The organism is Brevundimonas sp. KM4 (assembly GCF_000964075.1).
GTDB lineage: Bacteria > Pseudomonadota > Alphaproteobacteria > Caulobacterales > Caulobacteraceae > Brevundimonas > Brevundimonas huaxiensis.
The window spans coordinates 1-18161 of sequence record NZ_JZRG01000043.1 but is presented as its reverse complement, the minus strand read 5'-3'; the positions used below and the strand labels follow the sequence as shown (position 1 = coordinate 18161).

The 18161-nt window shown below is 66.7% G+C and carries 21 protein-coding genes and 1 tRNA gene; 11 read left to right on the top strand and 11 right to left on the bottom strand.

What is annotated here, in order from left to right:
• From folB to VH88_RS14905, 4 genes are all read left to right on the top strand, one after another.
• On the top strand, positions 1 to 399 hold the full coding sequence (gene folB / locus VH88_RS14920; RefSeq protein ID WP_185225580.1) for a dihydroneopterin aldolase: 399 nt from the start codon (positions 1 to 3) through the stop codon (positions 397 to 399).
• Between the two features lie 82 nt (positions 400 to 481).
• On the top strand, positions 482 to 1138 hold the full coding sequence (locus tag VH88_RS14915; protein ID WP_045811946.1) for a hypothetical protein: 657 nt from the start codon (positions 482 to 484) through the stop codon (positions 1136 to 1138).
• A gap of 10 nt (positions 1139 to 1148) precedes the next feature.
• Positions 1149 to 1532: a membrane protein gene (locus VH88_RS14910; RefSeq protein ID WP_045811945.1), complete on the top strand. Its 384-nt coding sequence runs from the start codon at positions 1149 to 1151 to the stop codon at positions 1530 to 1532.
• Positions 1533 to 1601: 69 nt separating this feature from the next.
• Positions 1602 to 1886, top strand: coding sequence for a GNAT family N-acetyltransferase (locus VH88_RS14905; protein WP_052689639.1), 285 nt, complete (start codon positions 1602 to 1604; stop codon positions 1884 to 1886).
• A gap of 42 nt (positions 1887 to 1928) precedes the next feature.
• On the opposite strand, the gene VH88_RS14900 is transcribed toward VH88_RS14905, so the two are convergent.
• The 8 genes from VH88_RS14900 to msrA all read right to left on the bottom strand — a co-directional run bounded on the left by VH88_RS14900 (position 1929) and on the right by msrA (position 10130).
• A complete protein-coding gene (locus VH88_RS14900) occupies positions 1929 to 2915 on the bottom strand; it encodes an SDR family oxidoreductase (protein ID WP_045811944.1) in 987 nt (328 codons plus the stop codon).
• A gap of 78 nt (positions 2916 to 2993) precedes the next feature.
• Complete coding sequence (locus VH88_RS14895) at positions 2994 to 3311, bottom strand: hypothetical protein (RefSeq protein ID WP_045811943.1); 318 nt, start codon at positions 3309 to 3311, stop codon at positions 2994 to 2996.
• A gap of 111 nt (positions 3312 to 3422) precedes the next feature.
• Positions 3423 to 5387: a glucans biosynthesis glucosyltransferase MdoH gene (gene mdoH / locus VH88_RS14890; RefSeq protein ID WP_045811942.1), complete on the bottom strand. Its 1965-nt coding sequence runs from the start codon at positions 5385 to 5387 to the stop codon at positions 3423 to 3425.
• Positions 5388 to 5540: 153 nt separating this feature from the next.
• Positions 5541 to 7388: an acyltransferase family protein gene (locus tag VH88_RS14885; RefSeq protein ID WP_231576707.1), complete on the bottom strand. Its 1848-nt coding sequence runs from the start codon at positions 7386 to 7388 to the stop codon at positions 5541 to 5543.
• Between the two features lie 60 nt (positions 7389 to 7448).
• Positions 7449 to 7748 (bottom strand): HigA family addiction module antitoxin, encoded by a 300-nt coding sequence (locus VH88_RS14880; RefSeq protein ID WP_045811940.1) that lies wholly within the window; start codon positions 7746 to 7748, stop codon positions 7449 to 7451.
• Entirely contained in the window at positions 7748 to 8035 is a 288-nt protein-coding gene (locus VH88_RS14875; protein WP_045811939.1) for a type II toxin-antitoxin system RelE/ParE family toxin, read from the bottom strand. Before VH88_RS14875 ends, VH88_RS14880 begins: the two co-directional genes overlap by 1 nt.
• Before the next feature lie 50 nt (positions 8036 to 8085).
• Positions 8086 to 9408: a VOC family protein gene (locus VH88_RS14870; protein ID WP_082064537.1), complete on the bottom strand. Its 1323-nt coding sequence runs from the start codon at positions 9406 to 9408 to the stop codon at positions 8086 to 8088.
• 71 nt (positions 9409 to 9479) lie between these two features.
• A complete protein-coding gene (gene msrA, locus VH88_RS14865; protein WP_039248158.1) occupies positions 9480 to 10130 on the bottom strand; it encodes a peptide-methionine (S)-S-oxide reductase MsrA in 651 nt (216 codons plus the stop codon).
• A gap of 139 nt (positions 10131 to 10269) precedes the next feature.
• Between msrA and VH88_RS14860 the strand changes: the two genes are divergently transcribed.
• Positions 10270 to 10359: transfer RNA gene (locus tag VH88_RS14860), tRNA-Ser, on the top strand.
• Positions 10360 to 10659: 300 nt separating this feature from the next.
• On the opposite strand, the gene VH88_RS14855 is transcribed toward VH88_RS14860, so the two are convergent.
• Genes VH88_RS14855 through VH88_RS14845 form a run of 3 tightly spaced genes read right to left on the bottom strand, consistent with a single transcriptional unit; the run spans position 10660 to position 13030 of the window.
• Positions 10660 to 12315: a recombinase family protein gene (locus VH88_RS14855; RefSeq protein ID WP_045811937.1), complete on the bottom strand. Its 1656-nt coding sequence runs from the start codon at positions 12313 to 12315 to the stop codon at positions 10660 to 10662.
• Positions 12312 to 12734, bottom strand: a complete 423-nt coding sequence (locus tag VH88_RS14850; RefSeq protein ID WP_045811936.1) for a DUF2924 domain-containing protein — start codon at positions 12732 to 12734, stop codon at positions 12312 to 12314. The genes VH88_RS14855 and VH88_RS14850 overlap by 4 nt, the downstream gene beginning before the upstream one ends.
• Positions 12731 to 13030 carry a DUF3489 domain-containing protein gene (locus tag VH88_RS14845; RefSeq protein WP_082064536.1) on the bottom strand — a complete coding sequence of 100 codons (300 nt, stop codon included), beginning with the start codon at positions 13028 to 13030 and terminating at the stop codon, positions 12731 to 12733. The genes VH88_RS14850 and VH88_RS14845 overlap by 4 nt, the downstream gene beginning before the upstream one ends.
• A gap of 134 nt (positions 13031 to 13164) precedes the next feature.
• On the opposite strand from VH88_RS14845, the gene VH88_RS16635 reads away from it, so the two are divergent.
• From VH88_RS16635 to VH88_RS14820, 6 genes are all read left to right on the top strand, one after another.
• A complete protein-coding gene (locus tag VH88_RS16635; RefSeq protein ID WP_255360447.1) occupies positions 13165 to 13287 on the top strand; it encodes a hypothetical protein in 123 nt (40 codons plus the stop codon).
• 106 nt (positions 13288 to 13393) lie between these two features.
• A complete protein-coding gene (locus VH88_RS14840; RefSeq protein ID WP_045811935.1) occupies positions 13394 to 14095 on the top strand; it encodes a hypothetical protein in 702 nt (233 codons plus the stop codon).
• A gap of 56 nt (positions 14096 to 14151) precedes the next feature.
• A complete protein-coding gene (locus VH88_RS14835; RefSeq protein ID WP_156146874.1) occupies positions 14152 to 15516 on the top strand; it encodes a DNA methyltransferase in 1365 nt (454 codons plus the stop codon).
• On the top strand, positions 15506 to 15901 hold the full coding sequence (locus VH88_RS15470; RefSeq protein ID WP_052689638.1) for a DUF5681 domain-containing protein: 396 nt from the start codon (positions 15506 to 15508) through the stop codon (positions 15899 to 15901). Before VH88_RS14835 ends, VH88_RS15470 begins: the two co-directional genes overlap by 11 nt.
• Positions 15894 to 17435, top strand: coding sequence for a phage terminase large subunit (gene terL / locus VH88_RS14825; RefSeq protein ID WP_052247884.1), 1542 nt, complete (start codon positions 15894 to 15896; stop codon positions 17433 to 17435). Before VH88_RS15470 ends, terL begins: the two co-directional genes overlap by 8 nt.
• Before the next feature lie 43 nt (positions 17436 to 17478).
• A partial coding sequence (locus VH88_RS14820) for a cyclin-dependent kinase inhibitor 3 family protein (protein ID WP_045811934.1) occupies positions 17479 to 18161 on the top strand: 683 nt, incomplete at its 3' end.

The following is an 18161-nucleotide window of genomic DNA, read 5'->3' as shown; positions in this document are numbered from 1 at the left end:
GTGGTTTCCTCTCCTCTGGCGACGCCGGCTCCGGCGGACGATCCCCTGCGTTTCGAGCGGTTGAGCGTGTTCGTGCGTGGGCTGGAGGTGGAGGCCGGGATCGGGGTCTATGACCACGAGCAGGGGCGGCTGCAGCGGCTGGTGATCGATGTGACGCTGGAGCTGGAGCCGCGCCCCATCGAACGGCTGGGCGACACCATCAACTATGAAACCGTGGCGGACGCCGCGCGCGCCATCGCCGCCGAGGGGCATGTGGGGCTGGTGGAGACCTTCGCCGAACGGCTGGCGCGGGCGTGCCTGGAGGACAACCGCGTGCAGCGGGCCACGGTGCGGATCGAAAAGCCGGGCGCCCTGGCGGCGGTCGCGGCGCCGGGCTGCGAGATCGTGCTGGGACGGTAAGGGCGGTTGCTTCGCGCCGCGCCGACCGCCATTGTCGTCGCCAGATTCCAGCCGGGCGTCCGGCGTGACAGAAGCGTTGTTCATGGCCGAACCCGGCGATCCGAAAGACCCAGCAGCGCCCCGCGATCACGACCATGATCATGACGCCGAGGTCGGCTTCGTCTCGCCCGCGTCGCTGGCGGGCCGTGCGCGCGAGCGGCAACCGGAGCCGTTTCCCACAGACGAGCGTGAACCGGACCTCTTCGACCCACCCGAGCCCGGGCCCTTCGACCGGTCGGGCCCGACGACCCGGCCGACGGCGCCGTTTCCGCCCCGGTCCGAGCCGAAGCCTGTCGAGGCCAAGCCGGCGCCGGCCGTACGCGCGGTGCGCCAGCGTCTGACGGCCGAGGCTGCGCCGCGTCGTGAAGGACCGGTCGTGCCGATGCGGCTGTATGCGGTCTATGTGCTGATCCTGCTGGCGGTGCCGACGCTGGGCGTGTCGTGCCTGGTGGCCCTGCTGGCGGTGATGCGGCGCGACGGGGCGACGGATCCGCTGGAGCACAGCCACGCCGTCTATCAGCAGCGCACCATCGTCGGCGCGGTCGGGGCGGCGGTCGTCGGCGCCCTTCTGATCGTGGTCAACATCGGCGTGCTGGTGCTGTTCGCCCTGGCGATCTGGGTCCTGGCGCGCGGCGCGTTCGGGGTGCTGAAACTGAAGAGCGGGCAGGCCGTTCCTCACCCCCGCAGCCTGCTGTTCTGAAAGATCGACGATGACGAACGAACCCAATTTCATCGCCGGGCAGCCGTCCGAGGGCAAGGTCGGGGCGCTGATCGCCTGGGCCCTGTTCATCCTGTCGATCCCCAGCGCCAATGTGCTGGTTCTGATCGGGCTGGTGGTGTCCTATGTCACGCGCGGGACGGCGACGGGCGTGGCGCGCCAGCATATCGAGGCGCAGATCCGGCTGTTCTGGTCGGTCTTCTGGTGGACCATCGCGGCCTGGATCGGGATCCTTATCAGCGCCCTGGCGTCGGTCGTGCTGATCGGCATTCCGTTCCTGCTGCTGTTCCTGCTGGTCTGGTTCCTGCTGAGCGTCTGGTTCACGATCAAGAGCGTGATCGGCCTGCTGAACCTGCTGAACGACAAGCCGATCTGAACGGGGCCGATCTGAAACTCACGGAACGTCCCGAGGCCTCCGGCGGTTGATCCGTCAAAGGAGAACCTGATGGGACAGTTCAAGGACGTCGAAGGCGACAACCGGTTCGAACAGGCGTTCGACGACGACAAGGGCGCGGGCTTGGTCTGGGCCGACTATGCCGTGAAGGGCGATGCCCGCATCATCCTGCATGTCGAGGCCGAGCCGTCGCTGCGCGGATCAGGCGCTGCGGGGCGGTTCATGCAGTCCCTGGCCGATCATGCGCGCCAGACGGGACTGAAGCTGTTTCCCCGGTGCAGCTACGCCGTCGCCTGGCACAAGCGGCATCCGGATTACGACGATGTGCTGGCCTGAGAAAACACCGCCGCCCCGCGATCGCAGGGCGGCGGTTTCGGTTCAACCGCCGGCGTAGCCGCCGATGATCGGCAGGATCTCGCCGGTGATGAAGCTGGACATCTGGGGCGAGGCCAAAAAGACGTAGGCGGGGGCGATTTCCTCGGGCTGGGCGGGGCGTTTCATCACCGTGTCGGCGCCGAACTTCGAGGTCGCTTCGGCGTCCTTGTCGGCGGGGTTGAGCGGGGTCCAGACCGGGCCGGGCGCGACGACGTTCACGCGGATGCCGCGCGGCGCCAGATGCGTGCCCAGCGAACGGGCGTAGGCGTGGATGCCGCCCTTGGTCAGCGAATAGTCCAGCAGATCCTTGTTGCCCATCAGACCGGTGACCGAGCCGGTCATGACAATGGCGCCGCCGGCTTTCATGTGCGGGACCGCCGCCTTGGTCATGTTGAAATAGCCGTAGAGGTTGGTCTTCAACGTGCGGTCGAAATGCTCGTAGGTCAGGTCCTCGAAGGCGGGGACGTGTTCCTGGAAGGCGGCGTTGGGGACCAAGACGTCCAGGCGGCCGAAGGCGTCGAGCGTGGCCTTGACCGCCATCTCGGCGAAGGCGGGATCTGAGACGTCGCCCTTCAGCATGACGGCGCGGCGCCCCTCGGCCTCGACGGCAATCTTGGTGGTTTCGGCGTCGGCGTCCTCGTCCAGATGGCAGATGACGACATCGCAGCCCTCGCGCGCGAACAGGACGGCGACCGAACGGCCGATGCCGGAATCGGCGCCGGTGATCAGGGCGGCGAACCCGTCCAGCTTGCCCGACCCCTTCCAGAAGGGCGCATCATAGAGGGGCGCGGGATCCAGAGCCGCCTCGTCGCCGGGCTTGGTCTGGTGCTGTTTCGGGAAGGGCGGTTCGGGGTAGGGGCGGGCGCCGGCCTGCATCGCGCCGAACGGTTTGTCGTCGCCGGACGCCTTGTCCCTGGCGTCGATGTCGCGCTGGATGGCGCGTTCCTGATCGGCGATGTCTTCGGCGCGCGCGTGGGTCCGGGCGTCCATGAATGTCGTCTCCTGAAGATGGGGTCTTCAGGAAAGCGGACGGGCGGGCGGGTCGTTCCGACGGCCCAGCTTCGGCTTTCAGCCGACGCGGTGGACGATGGTCTTGATGGTCTCGGCCTTGGTCGGCAGATCGGCGGCGAGGCGCGATGCGATCTCGCGCGCGCCGACGGGATAGGCGTCGCCGCCGTCCGCGATGGCCTTGGCCCTGGCGGCGGCTTCGAGCAGCAGCTTTTCCAGACCTTCGATCTCTTCCAGCGCCAGGGCGTGGGCTTCGAGCTGAAGGCGTTTGACGCGGTCGGCGGTGGTTTCAGGCGCTTTCATCAGGTCGTAGATCTCGGCCTCGGCCGCGACGAGCCGCAGGTCAGGCTTGGCGTCGGAACCGGTGGATTTGGCCATGGAATCACGTCTCCCGCAAACGACAGGAGCCTAGGGTGAGGCCGATCGAGATGAACGTCGAGCGTTGCTGTAACGGTTGTGGCGACACTGTGGCCGCCACGCATCGGTCGATTACCGCTCGGGCGCGCGGGCCGGGACCATCGCAGGCGCAGCGACAGGGGCCAGGACGCCGCCGGCGACCGCACGCAGCGGCGAGCGCGGCGTGTGCAGGACGGCCGGCGAGACGCTGACGCCGTCCTGAGCCGGGGTGACCAGATAGCCCTTGGCGGCCAGCTTGTCGCCCGAGCGAACGCGCGAGGTCCAGACGGTGATCGGGGCGGCCAGCAGCAGCGGCAGGACGATCGGGGCGAACCAGGTGGCCAGGTCGGGACGAACGGCCAGCGGGATCAGGAAGCCCACGCCGGCGATCATCTGCCAGCGCATGGCGCGGAAGGCGTCGGACCAGGCCAGGCCGTCGGCCTCGCGCTGCTGCGTCGACCAGCCGGTGTCGTGGCCCGAGACGATCTGAATGAAGGCCTTGGTGTTGGCGACCATCAGGATGGGGGCCAGGATGGCCGACAGGGCGATCTCGGCCGCCATGCCCTTGGCGATGGCGCGACGGCCGCCGAAGGCGCGCAGCTCGGCCGGACGGCTGAGGACCAGGGCGGCGCCCATGAACTTGGGCCCGATCAGCAGCACGCCGGACAGGAACGACGCCAGCATGAAGGGCGTGAACTGGGGGTTCAGGATGTAGAAGAAGCTGGTCCAGTCGACCGGATAGAACATCTGGATGAACAGGCCGACCATCAGCGACGCCAGCCACAGGGGCGACGACAGATAGGCCATGCAGCCCATCAGCAGCTGAAGGCGGCTCATCGGCGACAGGCCCTTGGCCGTGATCAGGCCCAGGTGCTGGAGGTTGCCCTGGAACCAGCGGTGGTCGCGGCGGATGAAGTCGGTGATCGACGGCGGGGTCTCTTCCCACGATCCGTCCAGCGAGGCGGTGACGTGGACGGCCCAGCCGGCGCGGCGCATCAGGGCGGCCTCGACGACGTCATGGCTCATGATGTGACCGCCAAAGGGCTTCCTGCCCTTCAGGTGCGGCAGGCCGCAGCAGGCGGCGAAGGCGCGCGTGCGGATGATGGCGTTGTGGCCCCAGTAGCTGGATTCCGAGCCGGTCCAGTAGGCCAGGCCGGCGGCGGCGACGCGGCCGTACAGGCGCACCGAATACTGCGACACGCGCGCGAAGATGGTGCGGGCCTTGATGATGACCGGGGCGGTCTGGATCAGGCCGACGCCGGGATTGCGTTCCATGGCGTCGACCATGCGCAGCAGGGTCTCGCCGGCCATGGTGCTGTCGGCGTCCAGGACGATCATGTTCTCATAGGCGCCGCCGAAACGACGAACCCATTCGGCCAGGTTGCCGGCCTTGCGCTCGGCGTTGTCGGTGCGGCGACGATAGAAGGCCTTGGAGTTGGCGGCCATGCGGAACGCCTGGAACACCGAACGCTCGGCGGCGGCGGCGTCTTCCTTGGTCGAGTCGCTCAGCACGAAGATGTCGAAGGCCGACGAGGCGCCCAGACGCGCCAGGCAGGAATCGATCTGGGACAGGCGCGCGAAGGACGAGCGGGCGTCCTCGTTGTACAGCGGCATCAGCAGGGCCGTGCGGGTGCGCGGCATCGGCGGATGCGGCGAGAAGGCGAGATCCGCCTGATCCTTGCCGCGCAGCATGACGAACAGACCCATCAGGCCGCTGACGAACCAGCAGGAGATGGCGGTGATCAGGACCATGAACAGGCTGAAGGCCAGGATCTCGGTGCCGTCCCAACCCTTGCGGGCATAGAGGTAGAAGGGGGTGATCGCCGACAGGCCGGTCAGGACGATGGTGCCGGCCAGCAGGGCCAGGCGGCGCGTCGCGACCGTGCGCGGCGAGGTCGCGGGCGTCACGTCGGCGACGGCGTCGGGCGCGGACAGGGACTGGACCGGCATGGCCAGCGGCGCCTCGTCGGGCAGCCACGACCAGCTGGGCGTTTGCGCGCCGTGGATCGTCGTCTCGATTTCAGCCTGTTCGACAGGCCGGATCGCCAGCTTGTTCATGCCGCTCTGGACGCCCCCGAGTGAACCGGATGTCGTCCTGAGGGCTGGGGACGACGCGGAGTGCTGCACTGCAACACGACCTGCATAATCGATCACATTCGCGCGATTTTCAATCACGCAATGTTGATGAAACCAAAAAATGTGGGGGTGAAGTCAGGCGGGAACGTCGAACGGGGCGGCAGCCGGGCGACCGTGCGGCGACTCCGTGGCGACCGACAGCAGTTTACGATCCAGGACCCAGGCTGCAACCCCCACCCAGCAGACCAGGACGATGGCGTAGAGCCGCTCCCACCAGCCGACGTTGGCGTCGTTGACCGTGCCGGGGAAGACGAGGTGCTTGGTCAGGACCGTCAGGATCGCCATGATGACGAAGGTGACGACGAGAAAGAGCTTCAGGCGCGGCACGTCGCGGCGCTTGGCCAGGCCCCACAGCAGCAGCATCGGCGCCAGCTGGATGCCCAAGGCCAGGTTGATGATCATGTGGCGCGGATCGGGCCAGGGCCACAGGGTCGAGGCCGACATGCCGCCGCCGGCCAGGATGAAGACGATGGCGATCACCCAGGCCGCAACCCGCGCGCCCGTCAGGGCGTAGATGGCCAGGCCGAATCCGATCCCCGCCAGCCCGGCCATGACGCCGGCGACGAAGACCCCGCCGTTGAAGATGATCGGCGCCTTGGCCGTCGCCCCGCCCAGTTCGCTGAGATACTGGGTCGCATTGTTGAAGCCGGGGTAGGCCAGGATGGCCACGGCGACCACCGTCAGGGCCAGAAGCGGCGCGGCGACGCCCACGCCCAGCAGGCGCCGACGGCGGTGATAGCGAATCTGCGGCCTCAGCAGGGCCTGAAGGTCCAGCGGCCAGGGCCGGCCGTCCAGCGGCTTCAGCCCCCACAGCGGGCGAATCGCCGGGATGCGCCGCACGACCTCATAGATCGCCAGGCTGCCTACGAAGGTGACGGCGATCAGGGACAGCAGTTCGACCGGCGCCGGCAGGTTCGCCGGTCGGATGATCCAGACGGCCGCGACCAGCACCGTCTGGTGCGCCAGATAGAGGGGGAAGGTGGCCTGGGTCAAATAGTTGAGCGCAGGGCCGCCCCGGTCGCGCAGATGGCGATAGCCGAAGCCCAGGATGGCGACGATCACCGCCCATTGGTCGATGCCGTAAACGGCGGCCTTGGGCACGCCCCAGAAGGCCCGCGCGCCGGGATGCCAGACCTGCACCATCATGATCGGCAGGGCGACGGCTGCCAGGGCCAGCGCGATCCAGCGATAGCGCTCCATCGTGCGCCACAGGCTCTCACGCCCCACGATGCTGAAGCCGAACAGGAAGGCGACCAGCGACAGGGCGTGATTGTACCAGTCGTTGTGCAGGGTGTTGGTCAGGCCGAACCAGGGAAAGAGCAGCCACCGGATGGCGAATAGATAGAGGATCGGCAGGACCAGCAGGCGTGGGCCGGTCAGCGCCTTTTCCAACCCGTTCCCCAGTCGGTCGATCAGGCCGGGCTGGCGCCACAGAACCACGGCGATCAGGCTGTAGACCGCAATATAGACGATGAACCAAAGATGGTTGACCGGCACGCCGTCGGCGAGACCGCTCCAGCCGAACTCATGGCCCAGCCAGGCGACGAAGCCGGCGACGCCGCCGGGCCAGCCGCCCTTGTCCATTGACTCGATCCACGACTGGATCGGCACCAGAACCAAGGCGCCGAAGATCAGGGGCGGGACCAGCCGCTCGAACCGGGCGCGGGCGACCTCGCGCGGGGTGCGGCGGAACGTCATGAACCGCAGGGCGGCGCCGGACACCAGAAACAGCAGGGTCAGCCGCCAGGGATTGGTGACCAGGATCGCCTCGCGCATCCACTCGAAGGTGTGGGCGCTGTGGATGTGCCAGTCATAGACCCCGTAAACCAGGCCCACATGATACAGGATCAGCAGGCCGAAGGCGCCGACCCGGATCCAGTCGAGATCATAACGGCGCTGGGTCGGGGAAGCGGACGGGTTCACGGCCGCGTCTATGATCCGCGTCTGCGCATCAGGCAAGACGCCGGATGGACGCGGGGCGGATCAGGCCGCAGCGAGGGGACGAACCCGGATGTCGTGTTCGTGGGCGCGGGCCTTGGACAGGTCATGCCTGGCCTGCATTCGCATCAGGGTGTCGGCGCTGACGCCGAACAGCTTTTCGAACCGGATGGCCATTTCGGCCGACACGCCCGACTTGCCGTTTAACAGATTGCTGGCGGCCTGACGCGTCACGCCCAGCGCCTCGGCCAGGGCGGTGACGCTGAGATCCTTTGGGGTGACAAGCTCGTCGCGCAGCCAAGAGCCGGGATGAACTGCGAACGCGGAATGTAGTCGAATGGCCATCAGTGATAATCCTCCAAATCCATGTCCTCGACGCCAAGGGTTTCGTTGATGCGGAACGTCAGGCGCCAGTTCCGGGTGAGCGTCAAAGACCAGGTTCCGGCCCGATCTCCCGTCAGTTTGTGGGCGCCGAAATTGGGCGGGACCAGCAGCTCGTCTTCCGTCGCGATCGCATGGATATAGGTCAAAATATTGGTGAGGCGGCCGATCAGCGCGCCGGGCAGGCCCTTGGCCTTTCCGGTTTCCGCGAACTGCCGCAGCGCCTTGTGTCTGATGCTGTCGATCTGCACGAGCCAACATCGTCATCAATGTGACGCCTGTCAAGTGACAGTTGACAGGCTTAGGCGGAGGCGGTCAACCCCAACGCCTTCAGCGTCGCTGTGATCGAGGCGTCCTGTTCGGCGCGGTACAGGGCCATCTCGTCCTGGACCGGGCGGCCCAGCGCCTGTTCGAAATCGGCCTTGGCGGGATCGACGGCATAGGCGGTTTCGCGGGCCTCTGACCCCAGGTTGGACTGGAAGATGCCGGCGGCGCTGACAGGCAGGAAGTCTTCGTAGGTGATGGGCTCGGCGACGACGTGGCCCGAGGAGATCAGGGCTTCCAGGTCGGCGGTCTCGGCGCGGCCGGCCAAGCCCTCAGGCGTCGGGCGATAACGGAACCAGGCGAGGTCTGCGCGGCGCAGGGTGTCCCAGTCGTCGGGCAGGGCGGAGAAGTCCTTCTTCGCCAGGGCCGCGTCATACAGGGCGCGACCAGCGGGGGTCAGGGCGCAGCCGCGCTGTTCGATCTCGCCGAAGCGGGCGGTGTGGGCGCCGGCCGTGGGGCCGTCGGCGCCGGGGAAGGTGATCGCCTCCTGCAACGCCTTGAAGCTGGTCTGGCGCAGCAGGATCGGACAGGCGCGGGCGGGCGGACCCTCGATGGTTTCCTTCGGGCTGATGCCGCGCGCGGGCATGGCGGCCTGGGCCGCGTCGATATCCAGTGTGCGCGGCGTCAGATGGTTGATGTGCGGCCCCTTGAAACTGACCACATCGGCGATCAGTCGGTGGGCGGCGACCAGCCGTTCGTAGGTCTCGGCGCTGACGGTCGCCTGGGCGTGCCAGCGGAAGGTCTCCAGCAGTTCGGACACGAAACGATCGGCCTGAGCCTCGTCCAGACCGCCGGCGGTCTCCGCCGTCTCGATCAGCTCACGCGCGCCGGGGGTGAAGATGTCGCGACGGGCCAAGGTCTCGGCCGCCTCTGCACGCAAGGCTTCGTCCTCGATCAACTCCAGCCGCAGCAGCGAGGTGAAGACCCGGAACGGATTGCGCGCGAGCGCGGCCGGATCGACGGGGCGGAAGGCGGTCGAATGCACCGGCACTCCGGCGGGAGCGAGGTTGTAATAGCTGACCGGCTCCATCCCCATGACCGCAAAGGCGCGCGCGATCGTGGCCAGTTCATCGGCCGTGCCGACGCGGATGGCGCCGTGGCGCTCCTCCGACAGACGCGCCAGTTCGCCGGACGCCGCCAGCCGGTCGGCTCCGCCGGCATCCGCCTTCAACGCCTGCGCATTGATGTCCGCCACCAGCGACAGCAGGTCGCCGTATTGCGGCACCTCGGCCCGGTACATGGCGGACAGGGCGGCCGAAAACCGGCTGCGAATCTCGTCAGGATGGACGAAGGCGGACATGAGCGCTCCCATTTTTCGCCGATCCATAGGCCGACTGGCCGCCGGTTGAAACCCGGCGGCCGTCGCAAGGGTCAGGCGTCGACGCCGACCCCGATCGGGCAGACCACGCCGGTCCCGCCGATGCCGCAGTATCCGGCCGGGTTCTTGGCCAGATAGCCCTGGTGATAACCCTCGGCGTAGAAATAGTCGCCGGCCGGCTCGATCTCGGTGGTGATCGTCCCGCGCCCGGCCTGGGTCAGGGCGGCCTGATAGGCGTCGCGCGAGGCTTCGGCCTCGGCCTGCTGCTCGGCGTTCAGCGTGTAGATGGCCGAGCGATAGGTGGTGCCGATGTCGTTGCCCTGGCGCATGCCCTGGGTCGGGTCGTGGTTCTCCCAGAAGGTCTTCAGCAGTTCGGCGTAGGTGATGACGCTCGGGTCGAACACGACCTTGACAACCTCCGTATGACCCGTGCGGCCGGTGCAGGTCTCTTCATAGGTCGGGTTGGGCGTGATGCCGCCGGAATAGCCGGCCGAGGTCACCCAGACGCCCGGCAACTGCCAGAAGATGCGCTCCACGCCCCAGAAACACCCCATGCCGAAGATGGCGGTCTGGAAACCGTCGGGATAGGGCCCCTTCAGCGGATGGCCGCTGACATAGTGGTTCACATCGGTGTCCAGCGGCTCGGCGCGGCCGGGCAGGGCGGTCTCGGGCGTGGGCATTTCGGCGGTCTTCTTGAACAGCATTTGCGGCTCTCTCATCGGAAAATGGCGTTGAAGTCCATATGGGGATGCGACAGGCGCTTGCCGAGGGGGCGAGTGTGTTCTATCAGGCCCGCCTCCCGCCGGATCGACCTCCGGCGGCGCGCAAGACGCAGCGTGAAACGGACAGGTGGCGGAGTGGTCGATCGCGCACGCTTGGAAAGCGTGTGTAGGTGAAAGCCTACCGAGGGTTCGAATCCCTCTCTGTCCGCCACCCACCGCAAGCTAGCTGTCTCCCAGTCCGCAGCTAGCCCTAAACCTCCCATCTTCCCGCGTCTTAGACCCGCCTGGCCGTGCCCTTGCGGCCGGTCAAACCGCGTCAATCACCCGATATCGCCCGGTTTTCCCGGCCGCGTCTCTGCACGCCCGAAACCACCAACGGTTTCCCTGCTAACAGGGAAAACATCAGGGAAATTTCCTCAAACCGATGCACCGCAAACCAACGCCGCCATGCCGGAATCCCGATGGCGGCTGGAGTTGCGCTGGTCGATGTGATCCCGCAGCAGGGAAAATATCAGGGAAGCGGCATCCCGAACGCTTGGCGCTGCGCCGACCAGTCGAGCGGCGCCGCGACCTGGAACAGGTCTTCCAACGTCATCCCGGCCGGCTGTTTCCCGGTGATGACCGCCTCCTGGATATCGGGCGCCAGATAGGCCAGGCGGCAGAGCTGACGGCGGTAGGGATCGTTGATGCCGCGCGCCGCCTTATGCATCGCAGCGCCAGACGACCCCGGCGCTATCCCGTGCGTCTTCGCCAGCAGGTGCGCCTTGCGTAAGCCCTGCACCAGATTTGGATTGGGCGTCGCCCCCTGAGACAGGGCGCGGCCGTCGGGCGCAGCCAGCCAGGTGCGGCCGCCTCGGAACACGGGCCGGCCTGGGATTGTCAGCTGAAGGCGGGGCTTCTTGCCCGCCAGCCGGACGAGAGACTGGCCCTCGACCAGTCGGGCGCGGACCTCAGCCAGGGCCGCATCGCTGAAGGTTTCGCTATCGACGAGGGTCAGCACGACGCTGTCGGAGCCAAGTTTCACCCGCTCGACACGTTCACGGACGCCCTGCCAACCGTGCTGCGGTTCGATCAAACCGCAGTGTCCGAGGGTGGTCATGACGAGCCCCTCGATGGCGCCGGAGGCGACGCGACGCACGGCGTCGCCGACCAGCGCCTTGCCTCGACCGACCTGCAGCGGCTGAGACACGTAGTAGCGGTACTTACGGCCGAGTTTGCCGTAAGCGATGGCCGGCGTCATGGCGACGCCGTCCGCGTCGCAGATCTTGCCTGTCAGCGGGGCACCGTCGGGTCGGAGTGGTCGAGCCTTTCTGTGGGCCGTGTTGTCATCAAGCAGCCGCTGAACCTGGTCGAACAGGTCGCGGTCGACGATGGCGGGATGAGCGCCCGCATAGGTCTCGTCCCGATGGACGATCTCGCCGACATAGATGCGGTTGCGCAGAAGGTGGAAGAGGGCGCCCCGGCTCCAGGCCACGCCGCCTCGTGTCTTGCCGTTTCGGAAGGTCTTCACGGCGGTCAGAGCGCCGGCGTCATTCAGCTCGCGCACCAGTTCATGAACGGACTTCAGTGCGCTGTAACGCTCGAACAGGCGTCGCACTTCGCAGGCTTCCTGCGGGTTCACGACCAGGGCGCGGGTGGCGGCGTCCACCGGATAGTCATAGCCCAGCGGCAGGGCGCCGCCCATCCACATGCCCTTCTTCTTGGAGGCGGCGATCTTGTCGCGGATGCGTTCGCCGGTCACCTCGCGCTCGAACTGGGCGAACGACAACAGGACGTTCAGCGTCAGCCGACCCATGGAGTTGGTGGTGTTGAAGGCCTGGGTGACGGAGACGAACGAGACCGACCTCGCATCGAGCCGTTCGACGATCTTGGCGAAGTCGGTCAGGGAGCGGGTGAGGCGATCGACCTTGTAGACCACGATCACATCGACGAGGCCTCGGTCCACGTCGCTCAGCAGGCGCTTGAGAGCAGGACGCTCCATCGTGCCGCCCGATATGCCGCCATCATCATAGAGGGTCGGCAGGGCCGCCCAGCCTTCACCGGCTTGAGACAGGACATAGGCTTCGCAGGCCTCGCGTTGCGCATGCAGACTGTTGAAGGCCTGATCCAGACCCTCCTCGGAGCTTTTGCGGGTGTAGATGGCGCAGCGCAGATGAAACGGCTTCATTTCCCGCTCCCCTTTCGCAGACCAAAGAAGCGCGGGCCGTTCCACCGGACGCCGGTGATCTCACGCGCGATCTCCGAGAGGCTGTCAAAGGTCCTCCCGTCGTAGAGGAAGCCTGCGGTCAGGACCTCGACGTGGTGGGAGCGGCCCTGCCATTCCCGCGTGATCCGGACGCCGGGGGTCAGGGCCGGGCCGGCCGTTCTGATCCTAGCCTTGCTCGCGATGGCGCGTTTGGTGGCGGTCTTGAGGCCGGCGCCGGCGTCGACCTGCAAGCGCCAGCCGATGATCCGGCGAAGAAGCTCTGGCGATCGCAGGCTCGGCGCCGGGGCCTTGAAGACCTGACGCCATACGATCCGAAGTTCCTGCAGCGGCAGCGTCTCCAGCCGAACGAGTTCTTGAGAGAGGCTGTCGGCGCCGGTCATCGAGCCGCTTCCGACGCGCGATAGCGGCGCACCCCGTCCGTCAGTTCGACCGTCACCCGTCCGCCGAGCTTCTTGGGAACAGCCGCCGCCAGGGCGCCGCGAGCGCTGTGTCGTCGCCAGCCGGTGGCGGCCACGATCTCATCAAGCGTGGCGCCGTTGTCGCGGCGCAGAAGAGCGATGACGAGGTCGATCTTTCGCTGCGGCGAAGGCACGGGGGCGATCGCTTCTGACAAGGCGGGCGCCGCTGCCTTGGTCTTGCGCTGCCGAGGCGCTTTCGGGGGAGTGGTGAGGGTCATGGGTGTCTCCGTTCAGCGGCGAAGGCGCCGCTACCGAGACGAGCCCGCGAGGCGGGCGTTCAGAGCGTTCGCTTCGTTTGCAGACGAAGTCGAGCAGTTGTTCAGTCGGCCTGGTTCAGGCGCGATGCGGTTTCGTGGGCCTGTCGGCAGAGTTCGACGATGGCGGGAAGCTGAGCGTCGCGATCCTGGCCGATGCAGAGGTCGAGACCCTGTTCGAGGTGCGTGATCAGGGCCTCGAAAAGCTCATCGCGATCTGACGTCGGGTGCATATCCACAGGTAGCGGACCATTCCGCGCGGAAGTCCAGTCGAACACTCGAAACAGCCCATTACGGAGGCGAACCGGCGTCGCTAGGCTGACCGACATGCCCAGTCCGCTTCGATCGGCGATCAGCCGCGATAACGTCCATGTCCGGTCCGACGCCAAGATCAGCGATGGGGCGTGGGAGAAGTTCGGTCCGACGATCAAAGGTCTGCATCGCGCCGAACTCGACGCCATCGCGGGCCGCTACTGGACCTCGAAAGGACAGTTGGCGGACTGGCCGACCGAGGCGGAGGGGAACGCCACGCTCCGTCGTCTGGTCAAGGACCTGGCTCGGTTCGACACCTTGGAACGACACGAGCGGTCGATCCTGTTCGCCAGTCTGACCCAGATCGACGGCGCGGCCGGCGAACGCTTCTTCCATGAACTCTACCGGCGCGCCGCCGAAGACGAGACCCTGAACCCCCTGAAGCTAGAAACCTATCCGGTGGCGATGTTGCAAGCCGCGCTCAATGACGCGGTGATCGCGACCTCGGGTCCGCGAAGAAACGACCTGATCAAGCAGACCGTCGCTGATATCGCAGCCGTGTTCGACCTTGTCCATGGACAGACCCTGACCCACTCGAATGGCCCTTGGGGCGACCGTCAGCAGCGATCCGTCTCTGTCGGCGGCGACTGGGTCACGCAGGTCATGCTGGAGATCGATCCCGCCGCCAGGCCGTCGGAGATCAGCGCCGCGCTGGCCGCCTACATCAAGCAGCGCAACGCGGCCAGGATCGCGCAGGCGTCGGGAGGAACTCTCTGAATCGCACTGGTTAGGAATCACGTCGGAAGTCGCTCTCCATTCTCAAGGAGGGCGACATGAAGTGCAACCAAGCGCTGATGATTCCCGACGACACGCCGCTGCCGGGCCTGCAGGTCCAGCGGCGCGCGATCGCCGAGTTGAAGTTCAAGGCCCGCAACGCGCGCAAACACACCGACGATCAGATCGAGCGGATCCGGATGTCGATCGAGGCCTTCGGCTTCGTCGCGCCCGTCGTGGTAGGAAGCCAGGACGAGGTGCTGGCCGGGGAGGCAAGACTGAAGGCCGCCAAGCTGGCGGGCTTGACCGAGGCGCCCGTCATCTCCCTGGCTCACCTGTCCAGGGCGCGGCAGAAGGCCTACATGCTGGCGGACAACCGACTGGCTGAGCTGGCGTCCTGGGATGACCAGATTCTCGCGGTGGAACTGCAGGATCTGTCGTCGCTGGACCTGGACTTCTCGCTGGACGCGGTCGGGTTCGACGCGGTTGACCTCGAGCGTATCGCCGGGACCATTCTGGACGACGAGGCGCAAGAAGATGCGCCGCCGCCGGTCGAGGCTGAGGCGATCACGCAGCTCGGCGACGTCTGGCTGCTCGGGGATCACCGACTGATCTGCGGCGATTCCCGTGATCCGGATGTGGTGCGCCGGCTGATGGGCGATGAGCAGGCGCGGATGGTGTTCACCGATCCGCCCTACAACTGCCCGGTCAAAGGCCACATCACCAAGCGCAACAGCACGGCGCGCGAGTTCCCGATGGCCGTCGGCGAGATGTCGGACGCGGCCTTTACGGACTTCCTCGAAGCCACGCTGAGCCCCGCAGGCGACTTCGCCGTGGACGGGGCCATCGCTTTCGTCTGCATGGACTGGCGCAACATCGCGGCGGTGATGACGGCGGGCGCGGCGGCCATCGGTCCGCTCAAGAACCTGGTCGTCTGGGCCAAGCCCAATGCCGGCATGGGCGCCTTCTATCGCAGCCAGCACGAGCTGATCTTCGTGTTCAAAAAGGGCAAGGCGGCCCACGTGAACACCTTCGGCCTGGGCCAGACTGGTCGCTATCGAACCAATGTCTGGACCTATCCGGGCGCCTCGGGCTTCCACGCCGATCGCGACGATGATCTGGCGCTGCATGTGACGCCCAAGCCGGTCGCCATGGTCGCCGACGCCATTCTGGATGTCAGCCACAAGGGCGACGTCGTCCTGGACGTGTTCGGCGGCTCCGGCTCCACCCTGATGGCGGCGGAGCGCACGGGGCGCCGCGCGCGTCTGATCGAACTCGATCCGCTCTACTGCGACGTCATCTGCCGGCGCTTCATCGCCGCCGGCGGGACCGCCGTGCGCGAGCGCGACGGCGTCACGTTCGAGCAGGCTCAGGACACCGGTTTCGGCATGCTGCTGCTGGAGGGCCCGACCCATGGCGGCTGAGGACGAAGACAAGGTCGGCTACGGCCGGCCGCCGAAAAAGAACCAGTTCAAGAAGGGCCAGTCGGGCAATCCGAGCGGCCGGCCGAAGAAGGCCCCGGTTATCGCCGATCTGCTCGATCGGCAGCTCTCCAAGGAGGTCACGGTCAATGGACCGGACGGGCCGACCAAAATGACCGTCATGGAGATGATGATCGCGGCGAACGCGAAGAAGGCGGTCAGAGGCGATACGCGCGCCGCCAATAGCCTGATCCAGATGGCTGAGCGCCACGGGGTCGGAGCCAAGATGGTCGAGAGCGAAGTCGATGTTGAGGCCGAGATGATGCTGGCGGACATGATCGCGCTGATGAGCCGGGGCGCCTCGAACAGGGAGCGCGACGATGGGTGAGTCCCCGGTCTATGACTACCTGGAAGCCCAGACGCCGGAGAACCGCGTCCGGCTGGCGAATACGATGATGCGCCGGGACTTCCGTCCGTTCTGCGTCCGCGCGCTGCGATACCTGATCCCGGACGTGACGCTGAACTGGCACCACGACGCGATGATGGCCCTGGCCGACGATATCCTCCAGGGGGTTACGCGCCGGGCCATGGTCAACCTGTCGCCCCGTACGCTGAAATCGCAGATCTTCTCGGTCGTCTTGCCGGCCTACATCCTGGGCCTCAATCCGAAGGCCAAGATCATCTGCGTCAGCTATGGGCGGGATCTGGCCGATGGGCTGAGCAACGGCACGCGTCGGATCATGGAAGCCGACTGGTACAGGCGCGTGTTTCCCAAGACCGAGCTGTCTCAGCGCGCAGCGGGGCGGCTGCGCACGACGCTCGGCGGCACGCGCTCGTCCACCTCGATCGACGGCGGCGTGACTGGTCTGGGCGGCGACTACATCATCGTCGACGATCCGCTGCAGGCCGATGACGCCGAGTCCGACGCCGTGCGCAACAACGTCAACGACTGGCTGGCGTCGAGCCTGTTCTCGCGCCTGGACGACCCGCGCGCTGGGGTGATGATCATGGTGGCGCAGCGCCTGCACCAGGATGATCCGATCGGCCGCTTCAGAAGCCTGTCGGATTCCTGGTCGGTGCTGTCCATTCCGGTGATCGCTGATGAGGTTGTGACCTACGATCTCGGGTTCAATAGGACGCATACCGTTCGGCCGGGCGACTATATGGATCCCAGTCGGTTGGGTCCGTCCGAACTGAAGGCCCTGCGTGAGACCCTGGGCGAGCGGCGGTTCGAAGCGCAGTATCAGCAGCGGCCGGTGCCGGCCGACGGCGCCTTCTTCAAGCGCGACTGGCTGAGGTTCGACCAGGGCGCGGTCATTCCGAAGCCGGGCGATATGGTCATCCAAAGCTGGGATGTGGCCAGCAAGACCGGAGAAGGGAACGACTATTCGGTGTGCATCACCGCCATTCAACGGCGTAGCCAGGTCATCGTCATCGACGTGCTGCGCAAGAAACTGGCCTTCCCGGAACTCCAGAAGGCGGTCGTGGCCCAGGCGTTGATGCATCGGCCGCGTAAGCTGCTGATCGAGGATGCTTCAGCCGGTCAGCAACTGATCCAGATGTTGCTGGCCGAGCAGCCTCGGCACGTTCCGTTGCCGATCGCCATCAAGCCTATCCAGTCGAAGATCGATCGAGCTCTGGTCGCCGCGACCCGGGCGGAGCGGGGCGAACTGGTTCTGCCTGAACAGGCGCCCTGGCTGGAGACGTTCACGTCCGAACTGATGGGCTTTCCCATGACCCGGCACGACGATCAGGTCGACGCCGTGTCCCATCTGATGGCCTACACGGATCAGAACCGGCCGATGGACGCCATCGAACTGGACGACGCCACCACGCCGTCGCCCTTCCTGACGGCGGAATGGGACGCTGATGTGGTTGATGGCTACAGCGAGGAGGCGTTCGACCAGTTGCGCCTGGGCTGATGAAGGTCTCGACTTCCGGCGGCGGTGGAGCGAATGCGGTTATATGACCCGCACCTCCTTCACCCATCCGCTCCAGATTGCGACAGTCGATACTTTGCCAGGCCATGGCCGCATCGGCGTCACCTTCTGTCCGGGCAAGACCCAGGCCGGCGGAATGTCCGGCGCCTGGGCCCGCGACCTCGGCATCGATGTTCAGGCCATAGCCGACTGGGGCGCCTGCGCGGTCGTCACCCTGATCGAAGACCATGAGCTGAAAGCGCTTCAGGTCGAGGCGTTGGGCCAAGCCGTACAAGCTCGGCACATGGATTGGCTCCACCTGCCCATCCGCGACATCGACGTGCCGGGCGCCGCCTTCGAGGCGGCTTGGGTCCACGTAGGCGAGGGGCTGCGCGACCGATTGCGCGCCGGCTTTGACATCGTGGTTCACTGCAAGGGCGGCCTGGGTCGTGCGGGCACGATCGCGGCACGGCTGATGGCGGAACTGGGGATTGATCCCCGAGAAGCGATAGAGCGGGTGAGAGCAGTGCGGCCGGGCGCTTTGGAGACCGCCGCCCAGGAAGCACACGTGATGGCGATCCGACCGGTCCCCGAGCGCCAGCCGGACACTTCGGCGGCGGCGATCCGGGATCGCGCTGTCGGCGCCTTGCTGGGCCTGGCCATAGGCGACGCGGTGGGCACGACCTTGGAGTTCAAGGGCCGCGACACCTATCCGCGCCTGACCGACAT

Excerpts from the sequence above, each read along its gene's own strand:
- VH88_RS14915 (WP_045811946.1), top strand. The coding sequence starts at position 482 with ATGGCCGAACCCGGCGATCCGAAAGACCCAGCAGCGCCCCGCGATCAC.
- VH88_RS14910 (WP_045811945.1), top strand. The coding sequence starts at position 1,149 with ATGACGAACGAACCCAATTTCATCGCCGGGCAGCCGTCCGAGGGCAAG.
- VH88_RS14905 (WP_052689639.1), top strand. The coding sequence starts at position 1,602 with ATGGGACAGTTCAAGGACGTCGAAGGCGACAACCGGTTCGAACAGGCG.
- VH88_RS14900 (WP_045811944.1), bottom strand. The coding sequence starts at position 2,915 with ATGGACGCCCGGACCCACGCGCGCGCCGAAGACATCGCCGATCAGGAA.
- VH88_RS14895 (WP_045811943.1), bottom strand. The coding sequence starts at position 3,311 with ATGGCCAAATCCACCGGTTCCGACGCCAAGCCTGACCTGCGGCTCGTC.
- mdoH (WP_045811942.1), bottom strand. The coding sequence starts at position 5,387 with ATGAACAAGCTGGCGATCCGGCCTGTCGAACAGGCTGAAATCGAGACG.
- VH88_RS14880 (WP_045811940.1), bottom strand. The coding sequence starts at position 7,748 with ATGGCCATTCGACTACATTCCGCGTTCGCAGTTCATCCCGGCTCTTGG.
- VH88_RS14870 (WP_082064537.1), bottom strand. The coding sequence starts at position 9,408 with ATGTCCGCCTTCGTCCATCCTGACGAGATTCGCAGCCGGTTTTCGGCC.
- msrA (WP_039248158.1), bottom strand. The coding sequence starts at position 10,130 with ATGCTGTTCAAGAAGACCGCCGAAATGCCCACGCCCGAGACCGCCCTG.
- VH88_RS14855 (WP_045811937.1), bottom strand. The coding sequence starts at position 12,315 with ATGAAGCCGTTTCATCTGCGCTGCGCCATCTACACCCGCAAAAGCTCC.
- VH88_RS14850 (WP_045811936.1), bottom strand. The coding sequence starts at position 12,734 with ATGACCGGCGCCGACAGCCTCTCTCAAGAACTCGTTCGGCTGGAGACG.
- VH88_RS14845 (WP_082064536.1), bottom strand. The coding sequence starts at position 13,030 with ATGACCCTCACCACTCCCCCGAAAGCGCCTCGGCAGCGCAAGACCAAG.
- VH88_RS14840 (WP_045811935.1), top strand. The coding sequence starts at position 13,394 with ATGCCCAGTCCGCTTCGATCGGCGATCAGCCGCGATAACGTCCATGTC.
- VH88_RS14835 (WP_156146874.1), top strand. The coding sequence starts at position 14,152 with ATGAAGTGCAACCAAGCGCTGATGATTCCCGACGACACGCCGCTGCCG.
- VH88_RS15470 (WP_052689638.1), top strand. The coding sequence starts at position 15,506 with ATGGCGGCTGAGGACGAAGACAAGGTCGGCTACGGCCGGCCGCCGAAA.
- terL (WP_052247884.1), top strand. The coding sequence starts at position 15,894 with ATGGGTGAGTCCCCGGTCTATGACTACCTGGAAGCCCAGACGCCGGAG.